Genomic DNA, 16,477 nt, shown 5'->3' on the forward strand with positions numbered 1-16,477 from the left:
GAACAGATTTATACGGCGTTTTCGTTCCAGACATTCCTTTGCCTGCTTTCGACGGTGCAAGGTGACGCGGAACCGCTGCTGAGAGGCCAATACCAAATGACCAAAGACGACGATAACAAGGGCGGCAAGCCCCCTCATGGCCGTAACGGACGCCCCGAAGGACGTTCGGGCGGACGCCCGGCTGGACGCGGCGGCGACCGCCCCGGTCGTGACAGCCGCCCGCGCCGCGATGAAGGCGACCGGGACGATGCGCGCCGCGCCGGTCCGCGCCGGGGTGCCCCGCGCGATGTGGAAACAGAAGAAGATACGAGCGAGCGTATCGCCAAGCGTCTGGCGCGCGTCGGCATCGCTTCGCGCCGCGAAGCGGAAACGATGATCGCCGCCGGGCGTATCGCGGTCAACGGCAAGGTGCTGGACAGCCCTGCGGTCAATGTGAAGCGCACCGACGTTATCACGGTTGACGGCAAGCCGCTGAAGCAGGCCGAGCGCACGCGCCTCTGGCTCTACCATAAGCCTGCGGGCCTCGTGACCACCAATCGTGATCCGGAAGGTCGCCCGACCGTGTTCGACGCGCTACCGGCTGAAATGCCGCGCGTGCTATCGGTTGGCCGTCTCGACATCAACACCGAAGGGCTTCTGCTGCTCACCAATGATGGCGGGCTGTCGCGGGTTCTGGAACTGCCCTCCACTGGCTGGCTGCGCCGCTATCGCGTGCGCGCCCATGGCAAGGTCACGCAGCCGCAGCTCGACGAACTAAAGAACGGTATCGCTGTCGATGGCGTGTTCTATGGCAGCATCGAAGCCGAGCTTGAGCGTGTTCAGGGCGCGAATGTCTGGATTAATATCGGTCTGCGCGAAGGCAAGAATCGTGAAGTGAAGAACATTCTGGGCGCGCTCGGTCTGACCGTTGGTCGTCTGATCCGCGTGTCCTTTGGCCCGTTCCAGCTTGGCGATCTAGAAGAAGGCGCTGTGCGCGAAATCAAGGGCCGCACGCTGCGCGACCAGCTTGGCGATAAGCTGGTTGAGGATTCCGGTGCCGATTTCGACGCGCCGATCTTCAACGAGTTCTCCAATGCCGCCGTGCAGGGCCGCACCCGTCGCGAGATGGAAGAAGCTCAGCCGGATCAGGAAGGCGAATACCGCCGCGCCCCGCGTGAGCGCGAATGGATTTCCAGCCGTCCGGAACGCCGTCGCGGACGCGAAGACAAGACGGAGAAGGTGGAGCCGCGCCGCCGCGGCAATGCGAATGTATGGATGGCGCCCGGTGCGCGTCCTAAGGGCGAGAAGGCCGCTGCCAAGCCCGCCCGCGTGGAGCATCAGGCGCCGCATCGCGCCGCAAAGTTCAGCGGCGACATGCAGATGCGTCCGCGCCGTTCGGATGATGCTGACCAGAGCCGCGAAGAGGGCGGTGAGCGCCGTTACAACAAGCGTTCCGAGGGCCCGCGTTCAAGCGGTCCGCGTGCTGGCGGAAAGCCGGGGGCGGAAGGTCGCTCTTACGGCGCGCGAGCCGAAGCTTCGCGCTATGAAGGCGGGCGGTCGGAAAAGCGGGAGGACGGCCATAAGGAACGTCGCCCCGGCAAGCGTGAACGTGCAGAATTGCGCGATGCCGCTTCCGGCGAGCGCTCGCAGGGCGGTTTTGAGGGGCGCAAGACGTTCAAATCCGACAAGCCATATAAGTCCGACAAGCCGGGCGGTGCACGCGGCGAGGGTCGCTTCGGCGGTTCCGATCGCGATACGCGTTCGGGCGCACGCAGCGGTGCCGGTCCACGCGGTTTCAGCGATAGCCCGCGTCGTGGGCCTGACGGCGGTAAGCCAGCACGTAAATCGGGTGGCAAGCCAGGCGGACGTCCAGGTGGCAAGCCCACTGGCGGAAAGCCCGGCGGTGGCAGATCGGGAGGCGGCGGTGCGGATCGTCGGCGGTAAGTTTCGCGGTCGCCCGCTTGTAACGCCGTCCACCAACGCCATTCGCCCCACCACGGACCGCACGCGCGAGAGCCTGTTCAATGTTCTCGCGCACAGCTTTCCCGATAAGGTGGAAGGCGCGCGCGTGCTCGACCTTTTTGCAGGCACCGGTGCGCTTGGTCTTGAAGCCCTGTCGCGCGGCGCGCGTTATGCGACCTTCGTGGAGGAATCCGCGGAGGGCCGTGGGCTGTTGCGCCAGAATGTCGAGGCGCTTGGCCTGCAAGGTCATACAAAGATTCTCCGGCGTGACGCCTGCCACCTTGGCATTGTCGGCACGATGGAGCCATTCGATCTGATCTTTGCCGATCCGCCTTATGGGCGGCGCATGGGAGAAAAAGCATTTTTATCGGCACTTCAGGGCGGCTGGCTTAATCCTGACGCACTTTTGGTGCTTGAAGAGGCAGCTGAAGCTTCGCTTGAGCTCGATGAACAATATGTTGTGCTTGACGAGCGCAACTACGGCGGCACAATCATTCGGCTCATCCAACTCAAAGCCGATTGAGATGATTTGCAGCGGTGTTTGCCGCCGCGTTCTTTCTGGTCGGCGATAGCATCGCCGATATTGATTTGAGGCATGCCGCCCGGAGAGGCCGGGCGGAAATGAAACCGATTGGAGATGTCGCTTGGTGAATAACACCTCCCTCCGACGCCTGTTTTTATCGACCGCTCTTGGTTTCGCGTTGGCTTTGCCGCTCGCAACCGGCTCCGTTGAAGCTCAAAATCAACCAGCCCCCCAAACGGATGCCGCCAAGCCCGCGCCACAGGCGCAAGGCAATCAGGCCGCACTGCCCGAGATCACCCAGTCCGACGGTGTCAGCAGTTTCACCTTGCCCAATGGCCTGAAAGTTGTAGTCATTCCCGATCATCGCGCGCCGGTGGTGACGCAGATGATCTGGTATCATGTCGGCTCGGCAGATGAAGTGCCGGGTGTTTCCGGCATCGCGCATTTCCTTGAACATCTGATGTTCAAGGGCACCAAGAACCATCCGGCAGGCGAGTTCTCGTCCAAGGTCGCCTCGATCGGCGGCGAGGAGAACGCTTTCACCTCTTATGACTATACCGCCTATTTCCAGCGCGTTTCGCCGGAAGCGCTGGAAATGATCATGGATTTCGAATCGGACCGGATGGAAAATCTGGTGCTGAACGACGAAGCGGTGACAACCGAGCGCGAGGTCATTCTGGAAGAACGCCGCATGCGCGTCGATTCCACCCCGGCAGCCATGCTTAATGAAAATACCGATGCGGTGTTGTTCTACAACCATCCTTATCGCAAGCCGGTTATCGGCTGGCGGCAAGAAATGGAAAAGCTGAGCCTGAAGAACGCCATCGATTTCTATCAGCAATATTACACGCCGAACAACGCCACGCTGGTTATCGCCGGTGACGTGACGCCGGAACGCGTGCGTGAATTGACGCTGAAGACTTGGGCCCGTGTGCCGAAGCGCGCTGAAGTTCTGCCGCGCGACCGCCCGCAGGAGCCTGAAAAACATGCCGCCCGCGTGGTGACGCTGCATGACGCACGCATCAGCACGCCTTCCTTCCGCATGTCATGGCTGGTTCCGTCCTATGCCAATGAAAAGCGTTTCCCCGGCATGAAACAGGGTGATGCGCCAGCACTCGATTTGCTGAGTGAAATTCTCGGCGGCTCGACCCGGTCGCGCCTTTATCAGACGCTGATCGTCAAAAATGGCATCGCCGCCAATACGGGCGCAACCTATAGCGGCGATGCGCTCGATGACGGTACTTTCTCGGTCTATGGTTCGCCGCGCGACGGCGCGACGCTGGGCGATGTCGAGAAGGCAGTGGAAGCCGAGCTTGCGCGCATCGTCAAGGACGGGGTGACCCAGACCGAGCTGGACCAGGCACGCAACCGCTTCCTGAAGGCGGTGATTTTCGCCCGTGACAGTCAGGCTGGCATGGCGCGCATTTACGGTTCGACGCTTTCCGTCGGCCAGTCCGTGGAAGATATCCAGAAATGGCCAGATCTCATCAAGTCCGTAACGGTCGATCAGATTCGTGATGTGGCCGAGCGGTATCTCGTCAAGGACCAGTCGGTGACGAGCTATCTTCTGCCACCCGACGCCGATCCGGAAAATGCCCGTGAGAACCCCAATGCGCCTGCAAGCGGTGCCAGCGGCAATGGTGCAGAGGGAGCGATCCAGTGAAGGCCTTGATCATGCTGAACTTCAAACGCGTTTTTGCCTCTCGCGGTCCGCGTTCGCTCGCAAGCGTTCTGGTCGCATCCATGGCGCTTCTTGTGATTTGCGCGCTGCCTGCGCGCGCCATCGAGATACAGGAAGTCGTTTCACCAAAGGGCATCCATGCCTGGCTGGTGGAGGACAATTCGGTTCCGCTGGTATCCATGCGCTTCTCGTTCAAGGGCGGCACGTCGCAGGATCCGGCTGGCAAGGAAGGCCTCGCTAATCTGATGACCGGCCTGTTCGATGAAGGTGCCGGTGATCTCGATTCCGATGCATTTCAGGAACGGTTCGATAATCTGGGCGCCGAAATGAGCTTCACCGCCACGCAGGATGCCGTTTCCGGCGGCGTTCGCATGCTGGCGGAAAATCGCGACGCGGTGACGGATCTCGTGGCGCTGGCGGTCAACAAGCCACGTTTCGACCAACCCGCCATTGATCGCATTCGCAGTCAGGTCGTGGCGAGTATCGAAGCTTCGCAGCGTAATCCGGGCACGATTGCGGCCCGTCGTTTCGCGGAAGTGCTTTATGGCAACCATCCCTATGCGCGTCCCGACGAAGGCACGGCGAAATCGCTTCAGACGATCACCCGCGACGATCTCGCGACATTCCATCGCAAGAATTTCGCCCGCGACCGGCTGACCATCGGCGTGGTCGGTGCCATCAATGCCAAGGACCTTGGCGTGATGCTGGACAAGGTGTTCGGCGATCTGCCCGCAGCGGCTGAGCTCGTTCCGGTGCCCGATGTGAAGCTCGCGCTCGGCACCACCACCAGCCTCTCCTTCGACATGCCGCAGACCGCGATCCGGTTTGTCTATCCGGCGATCCCGCGCAAGGACCCGGATTTCTTCGCAGCCTATCTGATGAACCACATTCTGGGCGGCGGCTTCACCTCGCGGCTCTATGCCGAAGTGCGTGAAAAGCGCGGTCTGGCTTATTCGGTTTCGTCACAGCTGGTGTTGCACGACCAAGTGTCCGCCTTGGCAATCTCCACCGCGACGCGCCCGGAAAAAGCGCAGGACTCGCTCAAGATCATTCGCGAGCAGGTGGCCGCCATGGCCAGCGACGGCCCGACGGAAGCCGAACTTGCCGCCGCAAAGAGCTTCCTCAAGGGATCCTATGCCGTAAACAATCTCGATTCTTCGGGCGCTATTGCCGAAACGCTGGTCAGCCTGCAGGATGCAGGGCTACCGCGCGATTACATCGACAAGCGCTCCGAGCTTATCGATGCCGTGACGCTCGATCAAATCAAGGCTATTGCCAAAAAGCTGCTCGAAGCCGAACCGGCAATATTGATTTATGGGCCTGCTAAAAGCTGAGGCTCTGCGATATTCGGGCAATGGCGGCCTGCAAATGGCGTGGTTTTGTGCTTCCGGTGCTCATGTACTTTGAGTACACTCCGCTCCGGTTCTCAAACCCCACCATTTTCGGTTCCCCATAGCCCGAATCTCATCAGAGCCTTGGGCGCCTAAAAACCGAAGATTCCTCTCAAGGGGATAGAGTGTTGGATAACGCCATGCCGTCATCGCCCCGCATTGCCGTCGCTTTCGGCGGTGGCGGCGCGCGCGGCATTGCGCATCTGCATATCATCGAAACCCTTGACGAGCTGGGCATCAAGCCCGTCGCTATTGCCGGATCGTCCATCGGGGCGATTGTCGGTTCCGGCATGGCGAACGGCATGAGCGGCAAGGAAATCCACGACTATATGGCGGCGATTTTCAATCGCCGTTCAGAAGTTGCGCGCCGCATGTGGCAGACGCGTCCTTCCCGCTGGGTCGAACTGCTGAAAGGCGGCTTTCGCGTCAGCCAGTTCAACATCGAGAAAATCATCGATGTGTTTCTGCCCGCATCGCTGCCGGACAAGGTCGAAGACCTAAAGATTCCGATGAGCATCACCGCCGCAGATTTCCACGCCGCGAAGGAAGTTCAGATTATCGATGGGGATTTGCGTTCTGCAATCGCCGCCTCCTGCGCCATCCCGCCGGTCTTTGCGCCTGTGCGTCGCAATGGTCGCATTCTGGTTGATGGCGGCCTGTTCAATCCGGTGCCGTTCGATCTCCTTTTTGACAAGGCCGATATCGTCATCGGCATCGATGTCGTTGGAACGCCGCCCGGTGACGACGATTACATGCCGACGACATTCGAAGCGGTTATCGGCGGCAATCAGTTGACCATGTGTTCGATCATCGAGAACAAGTTCCGCATTCGCCCGCCGCATATTTTCCTGAGACCCGATGTCGGGCGGATCGGGCTGCTCGACTTCCTGAAATTCGAACAGATACTCACCCAGAGCGCAGCTGTTCGTGAAGAGCTGAAACAGGCCCTCGATCGCGTCATCGAGGGCGATAATCTTCCGACACCAATGTAACCTCCGCTTTATTCGGCGGGAATTGCATCTTCCATCGTATCGTCATTGGCGGCAGGGGAAGGCGCATCGACTGTTTTGTCGATACGCTGGCCTTCACGGGTCGGCTTGACCAGAGGTTCAGGCGTAACCGGCTTGTTGAACAGCAAATGCCGTCCCGCCATGATGCCTTCAGAGGCCTGCACATGGAGGCGATCCTCATCGCGCTGGCGCACATCCTCGCGAATGGCATAGGCGTTGTTTTCCGCCATGCCGAGACCTTCGAGCGTACGCTGCCCGAAAAGCAGACCGGATTCGAAGGTTTCGCGCAGTTCGTATTCAACGCCTTGCGCGCGCAGCTGCAAAGTATGCTCGCGATCATAGGAGCGTACGAACAGGCGCACATCCGGATAATCCGACTGGATCAAGTTGACGATATGGTTCGTCGTTTCCTTGTTATGGGTGCAGACCGCGACGATCTTCGCCTTGCGGATACCGGAGGCTTCCAGCACGTCCTTGCGGGTGCCGTCGCCGAAATAGATGCGGAAGCCGAACTTGCCAGCCGCGCGCACGCGGTTGGGCGATTTGTCGATCACCGTCACGTCGATACCGCCAGCCAGCAGGATCTGCGATGCGATCTGACCATAACGCGAGAAGCCGATCATCAGCACGTCGGAACCGGCGCCTTCGAAATCCTCTTCGATTTCATCGACGGGCTTGTCCTTGATGAGAAGTTTCGAGCCGATGGCCACCGAAAGAGGGGTCAGCGCCATGGACACGGTGACAGCCGCCACGAGTTCGGAGCCGAGAGCGCTTGAGATGATCGCTGCGGCGGAAGCGGCCGAAAACAGGACGAAGGCGAACTCGCCGCCCTGCGGTAGCAGGAAGGCGATGCGCACGGCGTCATTATGGCTGGAACGGAAGATGCGGCAGAGCACATAGATGACGGCGATCTTCGCCGCCATGAAGACCGGCACGGCCAGAAGGATCGTCTTCCAATATTCCAGAATCACGCTGAGATTGAGCGACAGGCCCACAGCGACGAAGAACAGGCCGAGGAAAATACCGCGGAATGGTTCGATGTCGGCTTCCAGCTCATGGCGATAGGAGGACTCGGCCAATAGCACGCCAGCGATGAAAGCGCCCATGGCCATGGACAGACCGGCTGCCTGCAACAATCCTGCCGATCCCAGCACGACGAACAGGGCGGCAGCGATCATGACCTCGCGCGCACCGGTATTGGCGATGATCCGGAACATCGGATTGATCAGATAACGCCCCGCGACGACGAGTGCGGCGATTGCCGCAACGGCTGTTGCCAGATGAAAGCCTGCGCTGGCCTGCGATGGCTCGTTCGGCGACAGAGCCGGGATGATCGCCAGAATTGGAACGATAGCGAGGTCCTGAAACAACAGGATCGCAAAGGCGCGCTGCCCATGCTTCTGGTTGGTCTCGGCGCGATCCTCCAGCACCTGCATCGCGAAGGCCGTCGAGGAAAGCGCCAGACCGAAACCAATGATGATTGCCGCCTCCGGGTTGAGGCCAGCCAGATAAATTCCAAGCCCGGTGAGAACCGCGCCGCACAAAAGAACCTGTGCCGCACCCAGTCCGAAGATCGCATGACGCAGCGCCCAGAGCCGCGATGGCTTCAGTTCGAGGCCGATAATGAAGAGCAGGAACACCACGCCAAGCTCGGAAAAGTGCAGGAATTCCTCACCATCGGCGATGAGACGTGCCACCGGCCCAATCGTGATGCCAGCAGCCAGATAGCCCAGCACTGTGCCAAGCCCCAGACGCTTGAACAGCGGCGCGGCGATGATGGCGCCGCCGAGAATCATTAGGGCCTGTAGGTAGAGATTTCCACCGGTCGGGATCATGCTGCGCGCTCTTGTGGTTCGGAGACGGACGGGTCTCGCGACTTGAGGATTTGGAGAAATGTGGACGGGCGTGCCTTGATGCCCCCCGATTTCGGCAATATAGAAACAAGATATGGCTGCAATCAGCCCGATGTCGACCAAATTGACGATATTTTTTTAGCAAGTCCCGGTCACGACCCGTTGCACATTGCAATGTCCGGTCAGGCGGAGGCGAGCTTGCCAAAGCGGGATTGTGCAATGATTTCAGATAATTCGGCGGAAAAACTGGTCGAGCGCGCGGCCCAGTTGGTGAAAGCTGCCGAACGTGCGGGTGCCGATCATGCTGACGCTGTCGTGATGCGTGCCCGCTCTGTCAGCGTCTCGGTGAGACTTGGCAAGGTTGAGGGAACCGAATCGTCGGAGAGCGACGATTTTGCGCTGCGCGTTTTTGTCGGACGGCGGATCGCCAGCGTTTCGGCCAATGCGGGCGCCGATCCAGACCGTCTGGCCGAGCGCGCCGTCGCCATGGCGCGTGTTGCGCCGGAAGATCCCTATGAGCAGCTTGCCGACCCGGCGCTGCTGGTGAAGTCGCCGCGCGATCTCGAGCTTTACGACGCGACCGAAATCGATACCGACCGTCTGACGCAGGATGCGCTGGTGGCAGAAGCCGCGGCGCTCGCCGTCAAGGGGGTGACCAATTCCGGCGGCGCGGGCGCATCGCGCAGCCTTGGCGGGCTGGTGCTCGTCACCTCCACCGGTTTTGCCGGTCATTATGCCGCCACCCGTTTCGGGCGCTCGGTTTCGGCCATTGCGGGCGAAGGCACCAAGATGGAGCGCGACTATGATTTCAGCTCGCGGCTGCATTTTGCCGATCTCGATGAGCCAGACGCCATCGGGCGTCGCGCCGGGGAGCGCGCAGTGCGCAGGCTTGGCGCGCGGCAGGCGAAGACCGGCCCGGTCACGGTGGTCTATGATCCGCGGCTGGCGCGGGGCATTGCCGGGCATCTGGCCAGCGCTATCAATGGCGCTTCGGTCGCGCGCAAGACAAGCTTTCTGCGCGACAGTCTGGGCAAACAGATATTGAAGCGGGGAGTAACGGTGACAGACAACCCGCTGCGCATGCGCGGATCATCGTCCCGTCCCTTCGACGGGGAAGGCATTGAGGGGCAGCCGCTGACCATGGTTGAAGACGGCGTGCTGCAACACTGGCTGTTGTCCGGTTCCAGCGCCCGCGAACTGGGCCTGACGGGCAACGGACGCGGCGTGCGCTCGGGTTCCGGTGTTTCGCCTGCCTCGACCAATTTTGCCATTGAGCCGGGCACGCAGTCGCCGGAAGACCTCATCCGCGCTGTCGGCACGGGCTTCTATGTGACGGAAGTGTTCGGCCAGGGCGTCGATATGATCACCGGGCAATATAGCCGCGGCGCTTCCGGTTTCTGGATCGAAAATGGCGAACTTGCCTATCCGGTCAGTGAAGTCACCATCGCGTCGAACCTGAAGGACATGTTCCTCAATATGACGCCCGCATCGGATATCGACCGCAATTTCGGAATGACCGCGCCGACCCTCGTAATCGAAGGCATGACCCTTGCCGGAAACTGACAAACACAGCGAAACCCGTGCAGAACTCGCGCTGTTGCGCGATGCCGCCCGCGAGGCGGGACGCATCGCCATGCGTTATTTCGGGCGCTCGCCTGAAGTCTGGTTGAAGGATGGCCATTCGCCAGTCAGCGAGGCCGATCTTGCGGTGGACCGCTATCTGAAAGACATACTGCTGTCGGCGCGTCCTGATTATGGCTGGATTTCCGAAGAAACCGTAGATGATCGCGCCAAGGCAAAACGTCGGCGGGCTTTCGTCGTCGATCCCATCGATGGCACCCGCGCTTATATTGCCGGACAGGATCAGCGGTGCGTAAGCATCGGCATTGTCGAGGACGGCAGACCAATTGCCGGGGTTCTGGAATGCCCTGTTCGTCAAGAACTGATAGAGGCCGGGCTTGGTCTTGGCGCGGCGCAAAACGATGCGCCGATCCAGGTGAAATTGCCGCCGGAAGGCGAAAAGGTCACCATCGCTTCAGCGCGTAACATGACCGCGGCTTTGCCGGAACAATGGCGTGACAGGGTCAAGCTGCACGCCTATGTGCCGTCGCTCGCCTATCGTATTGCGATGGTGGCGCGGGGCGAGATCGCGGGCACCTTCATTCGGCCAAATTCGCATGATTGGGATTTAGCGGCAGCCGATCTCATCTTGAGTGAGTCGGGTGGGGCTATTCTGACAAACGATGCTCTTCCGCTCATTTATGGCGGTCCGACGCGGAGCCATGGGGCTCTTGTCGCGGCCAGTGGGAATTTGCTGCGTGAAATGTTGAGTGTTGTCGCGGAGTGACCGTTGGGTTAATCATGCCGCGAACCAAAATTGTTCAGGGATTACTGTCATGACTGTCGAAGGCGACAAAAAGCAGCTTCTTCATCTGGTGTTCGGCGGCGAGCTGTCGAAGCTTGGAACCGTACAGTTCCGCGATCTCGAAAATCTTGATATTGTCGGCATCTATCCCAACTACGAATCCGCAAAGACCGCCTGGAAGGCCAAGGCCCAACAGACCGTCGACAACGCCCATATGCGTTATTTCATCGTGCACCTGCATCGGCTGCTCGATCCCGAAGGTGTGACGCTGCAGGCGGACTGAGCAGTTTGCCCGGTCCAGACCAACACATAACCGAAGGCGAAGAGCGTCCGGTCCAGTCGGCGGTTCAACCCGTCAGGCGCAAGAAAAAAGACGGCTTTGCCAAGCGTCTTTGGAAGCGCGTGCGCGGGCCGCTGGCGCAGTCGGCTGTCGTCAAATCGATATTGGTCTGGCTGATCACCAGCTATTTCAAGCTCGTCTATTATACCAATACGCGGCTGAAAGGCTCGGCTGACCCGCAAGCGCTGGTCGGCAAGGACGATCCTTTCATCGTGACCTTCTGGCACGGCCAGCATCTCATGGGGCCATTCATCTGTCCCAAAGGGATCGAACTGGTTGCCATGTTCTCGCGTAGCGCCGATGCCGAGCTGAATGCCCGCGTGGCGGAAAAGCTTGGTCTCATGACCGTGCGCGGGTCCGGCGGTCGCGGTTCGCGTGCGAAGCCGGAAAAGGGCGGTGCGCGCGCGCTTCTCACCTTGAAGAACGCGCTGAAGAAGGGACAGTCGGCGTCGATCATCGCCGACATTCCCCATGGCACGCCGCGTGAGGCGGGTGAGGGGATCATTTTGTTGGCGAAATTGTCCGGGCGACCGATCATTCCGGTTGCTTATGCTTTCTCGAGAAATCATGTTTTGGAGAAGTCGTGGGACAAGACGACGATTCCACTGCCTTTTGGACGGTCCGTTGTTGTGCGCGCCGACAATGTCTGGGTAGATGCCGACGCCGATGAAACGCAACTGGAAGAAAAACGCATGGAACTGACGCGCCTGCTGAATGACGCCACGGTGCGGGCCTATGCGGCATTGGAGAAAGCGAAATGAGCGAACGCTGGGCGCGCAATCTGTTGTCAGCCTATCGCATGTTCGGCTCCGCCGCCTATCCCTTCATGGGGCCTTATATCGCCTATCGCGCATCGCGCGGCAAGGAAGAGCGGCAGCGCCGTGGCGAGCGCTATGGCAAGTCATCCATCGCCCGCCCGCAGGGACCGGTCATCTGGGCCCATGCTGCCAGCGTTGGCGAAAGCGTCGCCATCACGCCGCTGATCGAAAGCATTGCCGCAACCGGCATTCATATCGTGATGACCACCGGCACGGTGACATCCGCAAAGCTTGTGGCCGATCAGCTCGGCTCCAAGGTTATTCATCAATATGCGCCGCTCGACCTGCAGCCGGCGGTCAATAATTTTCTCAATCACTGGAAGCCGGACCTCGCCATCGGCTGCGAATCTGAAATCTGGCCCGCAACGGTGCTGTCGCTCGGCGGTCGTCATATTCCGCAAGTGCTGGTCAATGGCCGCATGTCGGATCGCTCCTTTGCCGCATGGCAGAAGCGGCCTCAGCTGGCCGAAGCCTTGTTTGAAAATTTCGCCCATGTCGTGGCCCAGTCGGAACTTGACGGCGATCGTTTCCGTGCGCTCGGTGCGCGCCCGGTCAGTGTATCGGGCAATCTGAAAGTCGATACCGCGCCTCCGCCCGCCGATCCGCAGGCACTGTCCATGTTGCAGCGGCAGATCGCCGGACGACGCAGCTGGGCGGCGATCTCCACCCATGACGGCGAAGAGGCAATCGCCGCCGAAGTGCACCAGATGCTGAAGGTGCGCTATCCGCATCTTGTGACGATCATCGTGCCGCGTCATCCGGACCGCACGCCTGCCATCGAAGCGATGCTGGCGGAAAAGGGGCTGAAGGTCACCAAACGCAGCAGCGGCTTGGCCGTTGAAGCCGATACCGATATCCTACTGGGCGATACGATTGGCGAAATGGGGCTTTATCTCCAGCTGACCGAGATCGCCTTCATCGGCAATTCGCTGACCAAGGAAGGCGGCCACAATCCGCTGGAGCCGGCGATGATGGGTACAGCCGTTTTGACCGGCAAGAACGTGCAGAACTTCCGCGAGTCCTTTCAGCGCCTGATCAAGAATGGCGGCGCGCGCATCGTGAAGGACCGGAACATGCTCGCCGGGGCGATCAATTTCCTGTTCAACAATCCGCAGCATCTGCGCGGCATGATCAATGCAGGGGTCAACACCGTCAAGGATATGCGCGGCGCGCTTGATCGCACGCTTGTCGCGCTGGAGCCTTTCATCCAGCCGCTTGTGTTGCAAGCGCAGTTCCCTGGCAATCGCAACGAGGTTGCCTATATTCACGGCGGCATCTGATGGCGAGTGAAGCGCCGCCTTTCTGGTGGGAAAAGCCTGACTGGCGCGCCCGTTCGCTTGCTCCCGCCGCGTGGATTTACGGCGCAATAGCCGGGCGACGTCTGATCCGGTCGGAACCACCACGGATTGCTCTGCCTGTTCTCTGCATTGGTAATTTTACTGTTGGCGGCGCGGGCAAGACGCCGACCGCTATCGCCTTTGCCAAGGGCGCAAAGGCGCGTGGGCTGAAGCCCGGCATCGTGTCGCGCGGCTATGGCGGCAGTTATAAAGGGTTGCATGTCGTTGACCCCGGCCATGACAGCGCCCGCTATGTGGGTGACGAGCCGCTGTTGCTTGCGCGCCATGCGCCGGTGGCGCTGTCACCCGACCGGGTGAAAGCGGCGCAGCATCTGCAATCGCTTGGCTGCGATTTCATCATCATGGATGATGGCTTCCAGAGCGCCCGGCTCTATGCCGATTTCGCGCTGCTGGTTGTGGATGCGGGGCGTGGCATCGGCAATGGTTGTGTTATTCCGGCAGGTCCGTTGCGTGCGCCGCTGACCGACCAGATGCGCAAGACCGATGCGCTGCTGCGGATCGGCAAGGGCGACGCGGCGGATTTCGTGATCAGGCAGGCGGCCCGTGCCGGGCGACCGATCTATGAGGCCGAGCTTATGCCGTCGTCATCGGCAATGGTCGCGGGGCAGCGCTGGCTGGCCTTTGCGGGTATCGGCAATCCCGACAAGTTTTATGCAAGTCTCGCGCAGGCTGGCGGCATCATCGCGGAAACGCATTCATTTCCCGACCATCACAGCTTTGAGCCTGATGAAATCCGCGACCTGATCGATACGGCCCGCAGGCAGGGGCTAGGGCTGATCACCACGGCAAAGGACCAGGTGCGTCTCGCCACAATGGTCGGTGTGCCGGCTGAATTTTTGTCGAAACTGGCGGTTCTCGATATCGATCTGAAATTCGAGCGCACAGACGCGCTCAATCATATCCTCGATACGGTAATCGAGCGCTTTAAAAGCCGGTCGTTATAAGCGAATTAGGCCTTCTTGCGGCTGCGCATTTCCGGATTGAACTCAAGCTCGCGCTCGAAGGAAATGTGGCCGGTTGCATAGGCTTCCTGCCGCGCAACGCTCCAGTATTTCAGCTCGTCCAGCGGAATTTGCGCGCCGGTAACAGCACAGAGCACATAGGAACCGTGCTTGACGATTTCATAGTCGCCGTCGAGATAACGCAGGACAGCTTCGGAGGATGAGCGGGGCGATTCAAATCTGTTCATATGTGTAAAACCTTTGCGCTGGACTCTAGCAAGTGCGGACCCCGGCGTCCAGCGGGGCCGACAGGCGAATGTATGTTCTGTCAGCGTCTGCCAAAAAGCCGCTCGATATCGCTCAGCTTCAGCTCGATATAGGTCGGGCGTCCGTGATTGCACGTGCCGGAACCAGGCGTTGCTTCCATTTCGCGCAGCAAGGCGTTCATTTCTTCCGGCTTGAGACGGCGCCCGGAACGCACCGATCCATGGCAGGCCATGGTGGCCGCGACGTGGTTGAGCATGGCTTTCAACCCGTCGGAGGTTTCATGCTCGGCAATCTCGTCGGCCAGATCGCGGATCAGTTGTTGCACGTTCATTTCGCCCAGCATGGCCGGCGTCTCGCGCACGGCGATGGCGCCCGGCCCGAACTGCTCCACCCCCAGCCCGAACCTTGCCAGCGTTTCGGCATGGCTTGCCAGCCGCTCGGCGTCTTCCTCGGGCAGATCGACCACTTCCGGGATCAGCAGCATCTGTCCGGGGATCGGACGGGAATGCAGCGCGTTTTTGAGTGCCTCATAGACGAGCCGTTCATGCGCTGCGTGCTGGTCTACGATGATGAGGCTGTCCTCGGTTTGCGAGACGATATAATTGGCGTGGATCTGCGCGCGGGCCGCACCCAGCGGCTTTTGCTGCAACTCGACCGGGGCTTCGCTCATGGTCGCGCGCGCATCGGCTGTCGGTATATTTACGACGTCGATGGTTGCCTGCTCGCTTTCGTGAAACGCGGACGCGCCGCCGAAATCGAGCGGCCTATGCGCTGGATGCGCGGTCTGCGGCGACCATTCGCTTCGAGGTGTTGGCCTATCAATCCGCCAGCTGGTGGAGGCATAGCTGCTGGAGGCAGTGCGCGCGGCCGGTGAAGGCTGCGACTGGAAACCTTCTGCGCGAAAAGCCTGTAACATGGCTTCCGCGCCGCTGGTTGCCGGACGGATGCCGGATTGCGCCAGCGCCTGCTTGATCGCGCCGACGATGAGACCCCGCACCAGACCGGGATCGCGGAAACGCACATCGGCCTTGGCCGGGTGCACATTCACATCGACAAGTGCGGGATCCAGCGTCAGAAACAGCACGGCGACCGGATGGCGGTCACGGGCAATGACATCGGCATAGGCCCCGCGCAGCGCGCCGAAAATCTGTTTGTCGCGCACCGGGCGACCGTTCACATAAGCGAACTGGTGTTGCGCATTGCCGCGATTATAGGAGGGGATGCCGACAAATCCTGCAAGCCGCACGCCGTCACGCTCGGCATCGATGGAAAGCGCGTTTTCGCCGAAATCCTGACCCAGAACCTGCCCGATCCGCTCCAGCGTTGCGTCTGCGCCGGTGCCGGTCGCGGGCATTTCCAAGGGCGAACGGTCGGTGCCCGCCAGTGAAAAGCGCACATGCGGGAAGGCGATGGCGATGCGCTTCAGCACATCTGTAATGGCGGAAGCTTCGGCCCCGTCCGTCTTCATGAATTTGAGGCGGGCAGGCGTTGCGTAAAAGAGATCGCGCACTTCGGCAATCGTGCCGCGATTGAGTGCGGCGGGGCGCGGGCCTTCGAGATGCCCGCCGGAAACAGAAACCTCAAAACCAGCATCCGCGTCCTGCGGACGCGATTTCAGAGTCAGCTTCGCGACCGAGCCGATGGAGGGCAGGGCCTCGCCGCGAAAGCCGAGTGCGCGAATATCGTGCACATCATCGGAAAGTTTGGACGTGCAATGGCGGGAAACCGCAAGCGGCAGCTCGTCGACGGGAATGCCGGAGCCGTTGTCGGTCACGCGCAGCAGCGTCTTGCCGCCGCCGCCGGTCACAACCTCGATGCGGGTTGCGCCAGCGTCGATGGCATTCTCGAGCAGTTCCTTGATCACGCTGGCGGGGCGCTCAATAACCTCGCCTGCCGCGATCTGGTTGATGATGGTTTCGCTTAAGTGTCGAATGGGCATGGGGCGATTATAGGCAGATTCGCACGCCGCGGTAATAGCGCCCCGCGCCT

At 60.6% G+C, this 16,477-nt stretch carries 14 protein-coding genes; 11 read left to right on the plus strand and 3 right to left on the minus strand.

Features of this window, described 5'->3' with window-relative positions; all coding sequences use genetic code 11:
* The first annotated feature begins 96 nt into the window (after positions 1 to 96).
* The 5 genes from JAU75_RS08470 (at position 97) to JAU75_RS08490 (ending at position 6,528) form a co-directional block, all read left to right on the plus strand.
* Positions 97 to 1,923 carry a pseudouridine synthase gene (locus tag JAU75_RS08470; RefSeq protein WP_199056091.1) on the plus strand — a complete coding sequence of 609 codons (1,827 nt, stop codon included), beginning with the start codon at positions 97 to 99 and terminating at the stop codon, positions 1,921 to 1,923.
* Entirely contained in the window at positions 1,904 to 2,464 is a 561-nt protein-coding gene (gene rsmD, locus JAU75_RS08475; RefSeq protein ID WP_199056305.1) for a 16S rRNA (guanine(966)-N(2))-methyltransferase RsmD, read from the plus strand. The genes JAU75_RS08470 and rsmD overlap by 20 nt, the downstream gene beginning before the upstream one ends.
* A 124-nt stretch (positions 2,465 to 2,588) precedes the next feature.
* Entirely contained in the window at positions 2,589 to 4,127 is a 1,539-nt protein-coding gene (locus tag JAU75_RS08480) for a pitrilysin family protein (RefSeq protein WP_199056092.1), read from the plus strand.
* 11 nt (positions 4,128 to 4,138) lie between these two features.
* Positions 4,139 to 5,479, plus strand: coding sequence for a pitrilysin family protein (locus tag JAU75_RS08485; RefSeq protein WP_199056306.1), 1,341 nt, complete (start codon positions 4,139 to 4,141; stop codon positions 5,477 to 5,479).
* A gap of 185 nt (positions 5,480 to 5,664) precedes the next feature.
* A complete protein-coding gene (locus JAU75_RS08490) occupies positions 5,665 to 6,528 on the plus strand; it encodes a patatin-like phospholipase family protein (RefSeq protein ID WP_199056307.1) in 864 nt (287 codons plus the stop codon).
* A gap of 8 nt (positions 6,529 to 6,536) precedes the next feature.
* On the opposite strand, the gene JAU75_RS08495 is transcribed toward JAU75_RS08490, so the two are convergent.
* Positions 6,537 to 8,381, minus strand: coding sequence for a monovalent cation:proton antiporter-2 (CPA2) family protein (locus tag JAU75_RS08495; protein WP_199056093.1), 1,845 nt, complete (start codon positions 8,379 to 8,381; stop codon positions 6,537 to 6,539).
* Positions 8,382 to 8,618: 237 nt separating this feature from the next.
* On the opposite strand from JAU75_RS08495, the gene JAU75_RS08500 reads away from it, so the two are divergent.
* Genes JAU75_RS08500 through lpxK form a run of 6 tightly spaced genes read left to right on the plus strand, consistent with a single transcriptional unit; the run spans position 8,619 to position 14,224 of the window.
* Entirely contained in the window at positions 8,619 to 9,962 is a 1,344-nt protein-coding gene (locus tag JAU75_RS08500) for a TldD/PmbA family protein (RefSeq protein WP_199056094.1), read from the plus strand.
* Positions 9,949 to 10,746, plus strand: a complete 798-nt coding sequence (locus JAU75_RS08505) for a 3'(2'),5'-bisphosphate nucleotidase CysQ (RefSeq protein WP_199056095.1) — start codon at positions 9,949 to 9,951, stop codon at positions 10,744 to 10,746. Before JAU75_RS08500 ends, JAU75_RS08505 begins: the two co-directional genes overlap by 14 nt.
* Positions 10,747 to 10,795: 49 nt before the next feature.
* Complete coding sequence (locus JAU75_RS08510; protein WP_199056096.1) at positions 10,796 to 11,047, plus strand: DUF4170 domain-containing protein; 252 nt, start codon at positions 10,796 to 10,798, stop codon at positions 11,045 to 11,047.
* Positions 11,048 to 11,073: 26 nt separating this feature from the next.
* Positions 11,074 to 11,865: a lysophospholipid acyltransferase family protein gene (locus tag JAU75_RS08515; RefSeq protein WP_199056308.1), complete on the plus strand. Its 792-nt coding sequence runs from the start codon at positions 11,074 to 11,076 to the stop codon at positions 11,863 to 11,865.
* Positions 11,862 to 13,202 (plus strand): lipid IV(A) 3-deoxy-D-manno-octulosonic acid transferase, encoded by a 1,341-nt coding sequence (gene waaA / locus JAU75_RS08520; RefSeq protein WP_199056097.1) that lies wholly within the window; start codon positions 11,862 to 11,864, stop codon positions 13,200 to 13,202. The genes JAU75_RS08515 and waaA overlap by 4 nt, the downstream gene beginning before the upstream one ends.
* A complete protein-coding gene (gene lpxK, locus JAU75_RS08525) occupies positions 13,202 to 14,224 on the plus strand; it encodes a tetraacyldisaccharide 4'-kinase (RefSeq protein ID WP_199056098.1) in 1,023 nt (340 codons plus the stop codon). The genes waaA and lpxK overlap by 1 nt, the downstream gene beginning before the upstream one ends.
* Positions 14,225 to 14,229: 5 nt before the next feature.
* Here the strand turns inward: lpxK and JAU75_RS08530 are convergent, their stop codons facing one another.
* Positions 14,230 to 14,469, minus strand: a complete 240-nt coding sequence (locus JAU75_RS08530; protein WP_078338939.1) for a DUF2093 domain-containing protein — start codon at positions 14,467 to 14,469, stop codon at positions 14,230 to 14,232.
* Between the two features lie 80 nt (positions 14,470 to 14,549).
* Positions 14,550 to 16,427, minus strand: coding sequence for a DNA mismatch repair endonuclease MutL (mutL, locus tag JAU75_RS08535; RefSeq protein WP_199056099.1), 1,878 nt, complete (start codon positions 16,425 to 16,427; stop codon positions 14,550 to 14,552).
* Positions 16,428 to 16,477: the final 50 nt, after the last annotated feature.

The sequence above is a fragment of the Ochrobactrum sp. Q0168 genome (genome assembly GCF_016427605.1).
GTDB lineage: Bacteria > Pseudomonadota > Alphaproteobacteria > Rhizobiales > Rhizobiaceae > Brucella.

What these genes read in the sequence shown, in the direction of transcription:
- JAU75_RS08470 (WP_199056091.1), top strand. Translation starts at nt 97, where the DNA reads ATGACCAAAGACGACGATAACAAGGGCGGCAAGCCCCCTCATGGCCGT.
- lpxK (WP_199056098.1), top strand. Translation starts at nt 13,202, where the DNA reads ATGGCGAGTGAAGCGCCGCCTTTCTGGTGGGAAAAGCCTGACTGGCGC.
- waaA (WP_199056097.1), top strand. Translation starts at nt 11,862, where the DNA reads ATGAGCGAACGCTGGGCGCGCAATCTGTTGTCAGCCTATCGCATGTTC.
- JAU75_RS08485 (WP_199056306.1), top strand. Translation starts at nt 4,139, where the DNA reads ATGCTGAACTTCAAACGCGTTTTTGCCTCTCGCGGTCCGCGTTCGCTC.
- mutL (WP_199056099.1), bottom strand. Translation starts at nt 16,427, where the DNA reads ATGCCCATTCGACACTTAAGCGAAACCATCATCAACCAGATCGCGGCA.
- JAU75_RS08500 (WP_199056094.1), top strand. Translation starts at nt 8,619, where the DNA reads ATGATTTCAGATAATTCGGCGGAAAAACTGGTCGAGCGCGCGGCCCAG.
- JAU75_RS08530 (WP_078338939.1), bottom strand. Translation starts at nt 14,469, where the DNA reads ATGAACAGATTTGAATCGCCCCGCTCATCCTCCGAAGCTGTCCTGCGT.
- JAU75_RS08495 (WP_199056093.1), bottom strand. Translation starts at nt 8,381, where the DNA reads ATGATCCCGACCGGTGGAAATCTCTACCTACAGGCCCTAATGATTCTC.
- JAU75_RS08510 (WP_199056096.1), top strand. Translation starts at nt 10,796, where the DNA reads ATGACTGTCGAAGGCGACAAAAAGCAGCTTCTTCATCTGGTGTTCGGC.